Here is an 11958-nt window from a genome sequence, read left to right on the forward strand (position 1 = left end):
CTTGGGTTTATTTCTTAACTATCGGGCTTGCGCGGTTGCCAACATACGGTTGACTTCATCGATCATTGATTTAGCTGCGTCATGCATACGCGGGTTGCCTGCAAAATCCGCGTCTAAAGTAATATGCTTGGACTTATCTTTATAGTTGTACTCTAAATAAAAACGTGGAACTTTAGAATGTGTTGAATCCTGCTGCCATTCAGGTCCAGTCATATCGGTATCCAAGTTCCAAAAGCCGAGCTCCATTGCTTTGCGGTGCAGGTACAATAAATCGTCTTTTGTAAATTTTACAGTATCGGTAATTAAAGAATCTTTTTTGTCTAAATACTTATAGATGCGTGTTTTTGAATTGTATTCGTTGACCATGTGGTTCGGCTCGCCGTATTTGAATTCAATGGATTCAAAATCAGCAAAACGAAAAGGGGCATTTTTGAACATATTACTATAGTAATAAACACAATACATCAAAAACGGCACAATAATACATAGGCCCAAAAAAATCTTCTTACTCTTGATTGTCATTTCTATAAAATTTTGACAAAAATAAGGATTTATATAGGGTATAAAAGTTTATATCAAGATATGACATAAAACCTACATGAAATTCACGCATTTAGATATTCGGAGAGCCCGCATCAACAAAGGTCTTAGCATACCAGCTGTCGGAAAGATCAGAGATGATAACGCCTTTTCGTGTCGAAACATGAACAAACTTATTATTATGCAGATATACACCAACATGATCTATCCCATTTCGTCCGAAAGAAAAAAACACCAGATCTCCTTCTTCAAGTTTATCGACCTTTTTTCTTTTTACTATTCCTTCCATATCACGCGAAGTCCGGGGTAAATTCCCTTTGTATACTTCAATATAAAGCAGATTAACAAATCCCGAGCAATCTACCCCCGATTTGGTCTGTCCACCCATACGATGCGGTATGCCCATCCAATCGTCAATAAATGAATAAAGGTGCGGATTTAGTTTTTTTGTACTCACATTGAGTAAGTCTGCATAATTGTCAAGTCGGGATCCAGAAAAGGTTTTTCCGCGCGCTGAGCTCGCATCTGTCAAAACCGCGCCATTGGAAGAATGTGTGTTGGAGCTAAGTACCTTTTTCTTCGTTGAACAACTGCTCAAAAATAGAACTGCACCTAAAAAGAAGATAAAATAAGATCTGACACTCATGCTGTTCGATTTACGTTCTTGCTTAACAAACTTACTTGCCTAACAAACTTAATTAAATTGCTGTTTATATCCAATAAATTTGCCCACTGCTAAAAAACAATTTACTCGTATGACCGCTGTTATAAAGCCGTCCCCCGCAACATATTACGACTAACAGCAATGTTTCCAGTCAATGAATTTCACCTGTTGGATGCATTTACTCCTTACTATTAAGCTTGTCCCCCAAGATTGCTTTTCTTGATAAGAACGTCAGATAAGAAAAAGAATTGTTCAGAAATCGTAACTTTGACGCCTAATTTATTTGAGAATGGAAAAATTAAAAGGTGCATTAGCTGTCTTTTTAGGTGCGAGTAGTTTTGGGATACTATCAACGTTTGTTAAAAAAGCTTATGGTAAAGGCTTGACTTTAGGAGAGGTAACGGGAATTCAGGTTTTATTTGGCATGCTTATACTGTGGCTTATCTATATTATCATCAAACTCTTTTCTGCAAAGTCATTTCACTCTTCAAGCAAGAAATCTTCATGGATCAAGATATTAATCAGTGGTACCTCTACCGGTTTGGTGAGTATCCTCTATTACAAATGTGTACAGCTTGTTCCGGCTTCGTTGGCCATTGTGCTGTTGATGCAGTATATTTGGATCGGTGTGCTGATTGAATTTATCTTTTTCAAGGCAAAACCTTCAAAAAACAACCTGATTGGCATCGGCATTGTACTCATTGCAACATTATTAGCGACTGGACTTATTGAAAAAGGCTTACAACACCTCAACTTAACAGGTGTCTTATTTGGCCTTTTAGCGGCGACTGCCTATTCGGTCTTCATGATCGTGAATGGCCGTGTCGGCAATGACTATCACCCCATTCAAAAAAGCGCTATTATGGTAACGGGGGCCTGTATCATGGTCTTTACCTTATTTCCACCTGCTTATTTATGGAATGGTCAATTTGATGGTAACTTCCTCTATTTCGGCTTGATCCTTTCTCTATTTGGCACAGTCATCCCGCCTTTATTGTTTGCCTACGGCTTACCTAAAACGGGCTTCTCCTTAGGCGGAATATTAAGCTCGGCGGAGCTACCTGTAGCCACCTGTATGTCATTTTTTATACTTCATGAAAGTGTATCCACGATACAATGGCTCGGGGTGCTTTTGATCTTGGGTACCGTCATCTGGTTGAACGCAGCAAAAAGCAGTGCACATTAGGGGGACAATCAATAGGGAAATTTTGGAATTCCCTTTAACGAAAAAAGGCAATCTTACTAGAGAAGATTGCCTTTTTTATATGTTATAAATCTTAATATGGTATCCCCCTTAAAAAGATTAATGTGTCAGTGTCTCTGGAATTTCTTCTACCTCCACTTCACAAGAATCCGTTACGTCCATAAATTTAACCGGCACAACCTCATTCACCAATAATGGATCATATAAGGTCCGTACTTTGACATAGTTTTTAGAAAAGCCATGCATATATCCATCTTTCTCATCGGCCTCAAACAAGACATCACCAGTCTCGCCAAGCTGTGACTCATAAAAAGCACGGCGCTTCTTCTCCGAAAGGATATGCAACATTTTGCTACGGTCACTGCGTTGAGCTCCCGGTACAGCGCCGTCCATTTGAGCTGCAATCGTATTCTCTCTTTCTGAATAGGTGAAGACATGCAGATAAGAAATATCCAAATCGTTCAAGAAATTGTACGTATCGATAAAGTCTTCACGTGTTTCTCCCGGAAATCCGACAATAACGTCAACACCAATACAGCAATTAGGCATCAATGACTTGATAAATGCGACGCGCTCTGTGTAAAGTTCTCTTTTGTACCTTCTGCGCATTAAACTCAGAATTTTATTGCTTCCAGACTGCAGTGGCATATGGAAATGTGGAACAAAACGTTTTGATTGTGCCACGAACTCAATAATATCATTGGAAAGAAGATTAGGTTCTATCGAAGAAATCCGAATCCTGTCGATACCTTCGACTTCATCCAAAGCCTTTACCAAATCCAAGAATCGGTCTTCACGCTTACCATCCCGAATACCAAAATCACCAATATTAACTCCCGTTAACACAATTTCTTTTACGCCTGAAGCTGCAATTTCTTCCGCTTGACGCACAATATCTTCGATCTTACCCGAGCGGCTTCCGCCACGTGCCAAAGGAATCGTACAAAATGTACATGAATAATCGCACCCGTCCTGTACTTTTAGGAAGGTACGCGTACGATCGCCAATCGAATAAGCCGAGACAAATTGATTGGTCTCATCGATTGGACCATTATAAACGATCGTTTTTTCCTGTTTCGTCAAATCATTGATATGCTCAATAATATTAAACTTTTCAGCTGCACCTAAGACCATATCCACTCCCGGAATCTCTGCAATCTCTTTTGGTTTTAGCTGTGCATAACAGCCAACAATCGTAATATAGGCGTTGGGAGAGTGCTTTAATGCTTCCTTCACTACTTTTCTACACTTCTTGTCAGCATTATCCGTTACTGAACATGTATTGATTACATAAACGTCTGCACGGCTATTGAACGCTGTGGTATCATAGCCCGCATCTTTAAATAAACGACCAATGGATGATGTCTCCGAATAATTCAGTTTACATCCAAGTGTATAAAAAGCTACTTTTTTATTCTCCATAATATTTTGCAAAATTACATTTTTTTTCAGTAACCGCTCTTATCATTTTAAGTTTTGACTTTCTCGTTATAAGGATTTTCCTTAGTTTTGACTATCTTGAAAGGCTGAATGCACCGGCGGCTTATTACAGGCAAACGAAATTAGTCCGGACATGATGTATTCAAATATTCCCCGATTGAGAATCAGACACATAAAATAGCGCTATTCGTCCCTATCCAGTTCGATTATAGCCTTGATATTTAGTATTTAATAATTACTTTTTTACAGATGAAACAATATTTAGATTTACTCAGACATGTATATACGAATGGTGTTGTAAAGACAGATCGTACTGGCACAGGTACCAAAAGTGTCTTTGGATATCAGATGCGTTTCAACCTACAGGAAGGTTTCCCTTTAGTAACGACGAAGAAATTACACCTGCGATCCATTATACATGAGCTGATCTGGTTCCTTAAAGGTGAAACCAATATTCAGTATCTCAAAGAAAATGGCGTAAGCATTTGGGACGAGTGGGCTGACGAACAAGGAAATTTAGGTCCTGTATACGGATCACAATGGCGCTCCTGGCCAACACCTGATGGCCGCCATATCGACCAGATCACACAGGTGATCAACCAGCTAAAAAATTCACCGGATTCACGCCGCATTATAGTATCGGCATGGAATGTTGCCGAAATAGAGCATATGGCACTCCCTCCTTGCCATGCTTTTTTCCAATTTTATGTGGCGCCAGCACAGCCCGAAAAAGGCATCATGAAACCACAATTGTCCTGTCAACTGTATCAACGCAGTGCGGATATATTCCTTGGCGTACCTTTCAACATTGCCTCTTATGCTTTGTTAACGATGATGGTCGCACAGGTTTGCGACATGGAAGCCGCAGAGTTTATCCATACTCTGGGCGATGCACACATCTACAGTAATCACTTCGAGCAAACGGAGCTCCAATTGAGCCGCGAGCCAAAAGCGCTGCCGCAGATGAAAATAAACCCTGAAGTAAAAGATATCTTTGAGTTCAAGTTTGAAGATTTTGAATTGTTAAACTACGAATCACATCCACATATCAAAGCTCCGGTTGCCGTTTAACAATGAAGGCACCTAATTTTGTAACAACATTATTTTAGAGGACCAATAATCACATTATATCAAAAATGAGCAACCCAACGATCACATTAATCGTAGCTGCGTCGGAAAACAATGCCATCGGAATCGACAACCAGATGCCTTGGCATTTACCCAACGACTTTAAATATTTTAAGAAAAATACCATTGCGCATTCTGTCCTAATGGGCAGAAAGACTTTTGAGGCCATAGGCAAAGCTTTACCGGACAGAAGGAATATTGTCATCACGCGTAATGCGAATTTCCAGGGAGAAGATATTGATGTAGCCAATAGTATCCAAGAGGCACTTTTATATTGCCGGGATGAACGCGAAGTGTTTATCATTGGTGGCGCAAACATTTATCAACAAGCGCTACCCTTGGCAAACAAAGTGCTTTTGACACGAGTACATACAACCCTAAAAGGAGATGCTTTCTTCCCTGAATTGCCTTCCGAAGAATGGGAATTAATTTCCTCAGATTCGCATCAGGCAGATGAGAAACATGCATTTGCTTATACCTTTGAAGTTTATTCGAGAAAATAATTCCATGTTTACGAATATCAAAACGCAATATCATGGGGCAAAAAGCTCCATGATATTGCGTTTTGATATTAAAAGCTATAGAAGAGCTTAATCTGCAGGACTAAACAAGCGCAACACTCTGATCTAAAGCACATGCACAAATACTTCATCTTAATTTTCACCCTATTCATGTCAGACGCATACGCTCAGCAGATAGATACTGTTTACCTGGAAAAATTACTCCAAAGTCATCCTGATCTATTTCAAAACATATTAAGTCATCCGACGAAAAATGAGGTGCAAATTCTGTATACGCAAATTGATCGTGACAAATCCAATAGGCCACATTTCAGGTCTTATAGCTATCGACTGAATCCGAACTGGTATTTTTATCCCGCAAGTACAGTAAAGTTGCCGACAGCAATTCTGGCCTTGGAAAAAATCAACGACCTACAGATTGCCGGTCTCAGCAAAGACACTCCGCTACGCATTGATTCAGCATTTGAAAAACAGACTAAGGTTTTTGTAGACGAATCGGCAGCCAATGGCCTTCCCTCTGTTGCACAATACGTAAAAAAAATACTGTTGACCAGTGACAATGATGCACAAAACAGACTGTTTGAATTTATTGGCCGTGCTGAACTGAATGCGAAACTAAAAAAATACGGCACCAAATACAGCCGTATCGTCAACCGTCTTGCCATTGGCGACAAAGGAATATGGGCCAAACACACCAATCCCATTACCTTTTACAATGGAAAAGATATCATCTACCAACAAGCGGCCCAATTCGACCCAAAAGACTATACCCTGAAGCTGGCCAATACGCTTCAGGGGAAAGGTTACATGAACGATAAAGATGAACTTATTCATGAGCCCTGGAGTTTTGAGGGGCTTAATGTCTACGCACTCGAAGATCAACAGTTCATATTGAAGAAATTACTATTTCCGGAAGCATTTCAGCCTAAAGAACGATTTAATCTAAAAAAGGAGGATTATGACCTACTCTATGACTACATGTCGCGCTATCCCTTTGAATCGGATTTCCCGAAATATGATCCAACAGAATTTTGGCCAACGTATAGCAAGCTCCTTTTTTATGGCCGTGAAAAAAATGCAACCTTAAATCCCAACATCCGGATCTTCAACAAATATGGAGATTCTTATGGCTATAATATTGATAATGCTTATATCGTCGACTTTGAACATGGGGTAGAATTTATGCTCGCCGTTGTTGTACAGTCCAATGAAAATGGCATCTACAACGATGGAAGCTATGAATACGACACAGTAACCTACCCCTTTTTAAAGAATATTGGGCAAGTAATTTATCAGGAGGAATTGAAAAGGGTTAAGAAGTTTAAACCCGATCTATCCAAATTTGATTTCAGAAAATAAAACACACAAAAACGGCTTTCAATGTATGAAAGCCGTTTTTATGTGTCGCTATTGCGGCATATTTTTATCCGCTTTGGGCCGAAGGCTGCTTGCTTCAAGATATTTCTGAAATAGAACTATTTCGATTGTAAGGCTGTTTCGATCAACTCACCGTAAAAATCCCCCTCCTTCATTCCAAAAGCCCGTACCTGCTGCGGAATAAAGCTTTGTGGAGTCTGCCCGGGAATGGTATTAATTTCGATAAAATAAAATTTATCGGTATCGTTTTCCAAAAAGAAGTCTACGCGAACCATACCTTTACAGTTCAATCTAACATAGATTTCTCTTAAAATACGCGCAGCACGCTCCTGCTGTTCGATCGTCAGGTCTGCCGGCGTAATCTCCTCGGTCAATCCAGGTACATACTTGGCTTCATAATCAAAAAATTCGCGTGTAGTCCGAACTTCTGTGGCAGGCAAAACAACAAGCTCGCCTTTTGAATTCCGAAAAATTCCCTCGGAAAATTCGCGTCCAGTCACAAATTCTTCAACAATAACCTGTTTTCCTGTATTTTCCGCATCAAAAGCTTTGTCAATCGCTTCCTGCAGTTGTGCAGATTCCTTTACTTTGGTCATTCCGATACTACTTCCACCGGCATTAGGTTTCACAAAATAAGGGAGTGAAAGATTACTTTCGACGATTTTGAGTGCCTCCGGGCGTTGCGATTCAAACAGTAGGACCGATTTTGCCAAATGCAACTCGGGAATATCCGATAAGATCGCTTTTGTATACCCTTTATTCATCGTTAATGCGGACGTCAAAGCATCACATGAGGTATATGGAATATCTAATAAATCAAAATAGCTCTGAAGTCTTCCATCTTCTCCAGGCACACCATGCACCATAATAAAAACTAAGTCAAAAGTCAAGATATCCCCATGCAATGGAAGGGTAAAATCAGCTTTTGAAATCGGATGACGCTTTCCGTCTAAATCTTCATAGTACCATGCTTCTTTGGTCACTGTAATCAAATATATATCGTATTTGTCGTGATCAAGTTGAGAATTGACGAAGGCAGAACTTTTAAAAGAAACTTCAGCTTCTCCTGTATAACCTCCAGTTATTAATGCTATTTTTGCTTTCATAAATTTTAGCGATTCGAATAGCAAATATAATTTGCTATACACGGAAAAACGAATAATTTTGTGAGGAATAATTTTATTTAATCATTCTGCAAACTTGGCTTTAATATTGCGGTTCTATGCAGAATTAATTTTTATCAAACAGAGAAATGTCCAAAGTCGTACAATATCTTCAGACCCCCACTTTTAGGAAAAATCTTATTGCCGCTCTTATTGCGATAGTATGTCTATTCCTTTTCGTTTATATTGGACTGAAAATATATACCAAACATGATGAATCTATCGCCGTTCCTAAAGTGAAAGGCCTTCATATCAGTTCTGCCATCCAAGCTTTGGAGGACGCCGGGCTGGAATATCAAATTGACTCTGTCTATCAGATGGATGCCAAACCTGGCATGGTCATAGAGCAGGATCCCGAACAAGGATTTCATGTAAAATCGGGTCGGACTATTTATTTGACCATTATCACACAGGTTGCACCTGAAGTTGCTTTTCCGAATATAAAAGATAAAACATTGATTGAAGCAACAGCCATCTTGAAAAACCATAACCTTCGAATCGGTGACACTTCTTATGTCGCAGACATCGCCAGGGATATCGTACTGGATGCTCAATTTGCGGGACAATCTATCCGCAACGGACGCATGATTCCTAAAGGTTCACGTATAGATCTAGTTTTGGGAAATGGACTGGGAGCAAATGAGGTGGAGATACCTAATTTAGTTGGACTTCCATTAAACGAAGCAAAGTTCGCCTTGTCTGGTGCTGGATTAGGTCTAGGTACTGTAACCTATGATCCAAGCGTAACGGATACAGCCACTGCAGTAATCAGTGTACAATCACCAGGAATAGAAAAGGGCCTGACCAGTTTAGGGGCTAAAATTGACGTAACACTCTCACTCACGGCACCAACAGCAACGACCGGTGCTCCAGCTGGAGGTACGACAACACCTAAACCACAGGCAAACCAAACACAGGTTACTCCGCCAGCGGCAAAACCTCCGGTTCAGTCAAAGCCTGTTGCTCCAGCAAAAAGTAACACAACAAATACCCCTGCAGCTAAACCGACAACGACAAATCCTGCAGCAGGGCAAAAAAAGGAAAAGGAAAATAAAGGGAATAGTCTAGGCTTTTAAGTTTATTGACTCAAAAATGAAGCTGCGTCGAATGATCGCCATCATAATGGATTAAAGTTCTTGGCAGATTCATCAACCACTGACCGCTAAGGGCTATATAAACGCCATGAATAGCGAACAACAGATGAATAAAAAATTTTAGAATGGAAAATAAAAAAGGAATACCAAGTTGGTTAAAAATCATTGCGCTAATCGTTATTGTTGTTGGAGGTTATTTTGCCTGGACATTTTATAAAGCATTTTATGCTTCGAATGTATCGGGAGAGAAAAAGTACCTGTACATACACGAGGGTGAAAAATATGAGGATGTATTGAAATCAATCAAAGATTCAAATCTAGTGGATGATATCGCTTCCTTTGAGCGTGCAGCACAATATAAAAAATATGAAGAAAGTGTAAAACCCGGACGTTATCTGTTAACCCCAGGAATGAACAATAGACGCTTAGTCGGCAATTTGATTGGCGGTTACCAAGAACCTGTAAAATTCAGATTTTCCAATGTGCGACTGAAAGAAAATATGGCCGCACTTCTTGGAAAAAGTTTTGAGGCAGATTCTGCCCAATTTATTGCTGTACTGAATGATGAGGCTACCGCACAGAAATATGGATTTACAAAAGAAAATCTCATTTCAATGTTCATCCCTAATACCTACGAAATTTACTGGAACACCAATCCGGAAAAAGTAATTGCTCGTTTTGATGATGAATGGAAAAAGTTTTGGAATGCGGATCGCACGGCAAAAGCAAAAGCACTTAATCTGACACCACAACAGGTTAGCACATTGGCGTCGATTGTGAAAGGTGAAGCTTTACACCAGGATGAAATGCCCATGATAGCCGGCTTATATTTAAACCGTCTCAAAAAAGGTATGTTATTGCAAGCAGATCCTACGGTGATCTTTGCTAATAATGACTTTACCATTAGAAGGGTATTGAATAAGCACCTCAGAACAGACAATCCTTACAATACTTACATCTATAGAGGATTGCCTCCAGGCCCTATATCAATTCCAAGCATCGCTGCAATTGATGCGGTTTTAAACTTTAAGCAACATGATTATATTTACATGTGTGCCAAAGATGATTTTTCTGGTTACCATAATTTTGCAAAAACAGAGGCTGAGCATTTGATCAATGCACGTAAATTCCAACAGGCTCTAGACGCTAGAAATATTAAAAAATAATGTTTGTATTTGACCACCAGATTCGCGTCCGCTATGCAGAAACTGACCAAATGGGCTATGTCTATTATGGAAACTATGCTGCGTTTTATGAAATAGCGAGAACTGAAATGCTGCGGAGCACGGGGATATCGTATAAGGAACTGGAAGAAATGGGTGTCATGCTCCCCGTTACGGAGATGAAGACCAAATATCTGAAACCAGGCAAATACGATGACTTGATCACGATACGGGTAACAATCCGCCAGAAACCTGCCGTTCGCATCATTTTCGAATATGAGCTTTTCAATGAAAATGGGGAAGTCCTCAACCAGGGAGAAACAACCTTGGTCTTTGTCAATATGGAGAAAAATAGACCTTGTATGCCGCCACAGGTTTTCCTGGATAAGATGAGTAAATATTTTAATTGATATGGGGAAAATCCACCAATGGCTATTAAATTTTGAACCTTATTTTAGATTAATCGAATGGAGTAAACGTGTCGTACTACCTGGCTTTGGCTCACTACCACTTTATACTGTGGCGGTATTTTTCTTTCAGGAGCTTTCCAGAGATTCCATTGTCAGCAAGGCTTCTTCCCTTTCCTATAGCTTTCTATTAGCCATTTTTCCGGGAATCATTTTTCTATTTACATTAATCCCTTATATTCCGATTAATAATTTTCAGGAACAGTTGTTGGATTTCCTTGCAGTAGTAATTCCTAAAAATGCATTTCTCGTTGTTGAAACGACATTGGAGGATATTATCAAAAACCAAAATGGTGGATTGCTGTCTTTTGGTTTTGTGTTTGCGGCCTATTTTGCGACCAATGGCATGGCCTCCCTAATGAATGCCTTCAATAAAGCTTCCCTGATGACGGAGAGAAGACCTTGGATCAGAAAACGACTGCTTGCCTTAGCCTTGGCTTTTCTGATTATTTTTGCCTTAACAGCGGGGATGACGATATTTACCATAGCTGGCATTACGATAGACTACCTCAAGGAAACGACAGGGATTAAATCCAGCTTCTGGGCCATTCTACTTAAAGTAGCCCGATGGTTGATCATATTTGCTATTTACTTTTTCACCGTAAGTTGTATTTACAAATTTGGTCCCTCCAACTCCAATAAATGGAAACTCTTCAGTCCAGGAGCTTCTATGGCTACCATTTTAGCGATATTGACGTTTTCAATATTTACCTTTTATATCAATCATTTTGGTGCATATAACAAACTGTATGGATCCATTGGGACATTGATCGTCATCATGCTCTGGATTTACCTGAATACGCTTATTTTATTATTGGGATATGAGCTTAATGCGGCAATAGCGCTGTCCAAACAAACCATTGTTATTGCCAAGCCACGCATTTTCAACTCTTTTAAGAGAGAAGACTAAGTCGTCTTAAGCCACTTAAAATCTATTTTATCGGAAAAGGATTTCCGCAAATAAAGTCGAGAATTAGCAATAGTACAATTCAAATACCATCCCTTGCAGGGTTGGCATGTAAAAAGTCCCCTATAACTGAAAGTCTTTCAATAAAATAAGAAAAATAAAATTTTGCATTTAAAGTTTTTTTGTACCTTTGCAACTCCTACAAAGTAGGAAAAAGGAGAAAATTAATTAATGGCAAAAAAACAAGAAGCAGAAAAAGAATTAGCAGCGAAAAACGCAGAGCTACAAGG

12 protein-coding genes are annotated in these 11958 nt (G+C 39.5%); 8 read left to right on the plus strand and 4 right to left on the minus strand.

Annotated features, from left to right (window positions below; genetic code table 11):
* Positions 1 to 18: 18 nt before the first annotated feature.
* Together ACHWSC_RS21220 and ACHWSC_RS21225 are read right to left on the minus strand one after the other, a co-directional pair.
* A complete protein-coding gene (locus ACHWSC_RS21220) occupies positions 19 to 522 on the minus strand; it encodes a hypothetical protein (protein ID WP_394678093.1) in 504 nt (167 codons plus the stop codon).
* A 91-nt stretch (positions 523 to 613) separates the two neighbouring features.
* Positions 614 to 1186 (minus strand): C40 family peptidase, encoded by a 573-nt coding sequence (locus ACHWSC_RS21225; protein ID WP_075991311.1) that lies wholly within the window; start codon positions 1184 to 1186, stop codon positions 614 to 616.
* A 307-nt stretch (positions 1187 to 1493) separates the two neighbouring features.
* Here ACHWSC_RS21225 and ACHWSC_RS21230 point away from each other — a divergent pair, with 307 nt between their 5' ends.
* Positions 1494 to 2390 (plus strand): EamA family transporter, encoded by an 897-nt coding sequence (locus tag ACHWSC_RS21230; protein ID WP_394678094.1) that lies wholly within the window; start codon positions 1494 to 1496, stop codon positions 2388 to 2390.
* Positions 2391 to 2507: 117 nt separating this feature from the next.
* Here ACHWSC_RS21230 and mtaB read toward each other — a convergent pair whose 3' ends face one another.
* Positions 2508 to 3830, minus strand: a complete 1323-nt coding sequence (gene mtaB, locus ACHWSC_RS21235; protein ID WP_075991309.1) for a tRNA (N(6)-L-threonylcarbamoyladenosine(37)-C(2))-methylthiotransferase MtaB — start codon at positions 3828 to 3830, stop codon at positions 2508 to 2510.
* A gap of 267 nt (positions 3831 to 4097) precedes the next feature.
* On the opposite strand from mtaB, the gene ACHWSC_RS21240 reads away from it, so the two are divergent.
* From ACHWSC_RS21240 to ACHWSC_RS21250, 3 genes are all read left to right on the plus strand, one after another.
* Entirely contained in the window at positions 4098 to 4919 is an 822-nt protein-coding gene (locus ACHWSC_RS21240) for a thymidylate synthase (protein ID WP_120335367.1), read from the plus strand.
* A gap of 65 nt (positions 4920 to 4984) precedes the next feature.
* Complete coding sequence (locus ACHWSC_RS21245; protein ID WP_205399454.1) at positions 4985 to 5479, plus strand: dihydrofolate reductase; 495 nt, start codon at positions 4985 to 4987, stop codon at positions 5477 to 5479.
* A gap of 168 nt (positions 5480 to 5647) precedes the next feature.
* Complete coding sequence (locus ACHWSC_RS21250; protein WP_394678095.1) at positions 5648 to 6856, plus strand: serine hydrolase; 1209 nt, start codon at positions 5648 to 5650, stop codon at positions 6854 to 6856.
* A gap of 116 nt (positions 6857 to 6972) precedes the next feature.
* On the opposite strand, the gene ACHWSC_RS21255 is transcribed toward ACHWSC_RS21250, so the two are convergent.
* A complete protein-coding gene (locus ACHWSC_RS21255; RefSeq protein WP_394678096.1) occupies positions 6973 to 7980 on the minus strand; it encodes a D-alanine--D-alanine ligase in 1008 nt (335 codons plus the stop codon).
* A gap of 146 nt (positions 7981 to 8126) precedes the next feature.
* Here ACHWSC_RS21255 and ACHWSC_RS21260 point away from each other — a divergent pair, with 146 nt between their 5' ends.
* From ACHWSC_RS21260 to ACHWSC_RS21275, 4 genes are all read left to right on the plus strand, one after another.
* Entirely contained in the window at positions 8127 to 9113 is a 987-nt protein-coding gene (locus tag ACHWSC_RS21260) for a PASTA domain-containing protein (RefSeq protein WP_394678097.1), read from the plus strand.
* Positions 9114 to 9256: 143 nt separating this feature from the next.
* A complete protein-coding gene (gene mltG, locus ACHWSC_RS21265) occupies positions 9257 to 10297 on the plus strand; it encodes an endolytic transglycosylase MltG (RefSeq protein ID WP_075991304.1) in 1041 nt (346 codons plus the stop codon).
* The gene (locus tag ACHWSC_RS21270; RefSeq protein WP_394678098.1) at positions 10297 to 10704 is read left to right on the plus strand and encodes an acyl-CoA thioesterase; all 408 of its coding nucleotides are present in this window, start codon (positions 10297 to 10299) and stop codon (positions 10702 to 10704) included. The genes mltG and ACHWSC_RS21270 overlap by 1 nt, the downstream gene beginning before the upstream one ends.
* Before the next feature lies 1 nt (position 10705).
* Positions 10706 to 11671 (plus strand): YihY/virulence factor BrkB family protein, encoded by a 966-nt coding sequence (locus ACHWSC_RS21275; protein WP_088160434.1) that lies wholly within the window; start codon positions 10706 to 10708, stop codon positions 11669 to 11671.
* Positions 11672 to 11958: the final 287 nt, after the last annotated feature.

Source organism: uncultured Sphingobacterium sp., assembly GCF_964277905.1.
In the GTDB taxonomy this organism is placed as follows: domain Bacteria; phylum Bacteroidota; class Bacteroidia; order Sphingobacteriales; family Sphingobacteriaceae; genus Sphingobacterium; species Sphingobacterium siyangense.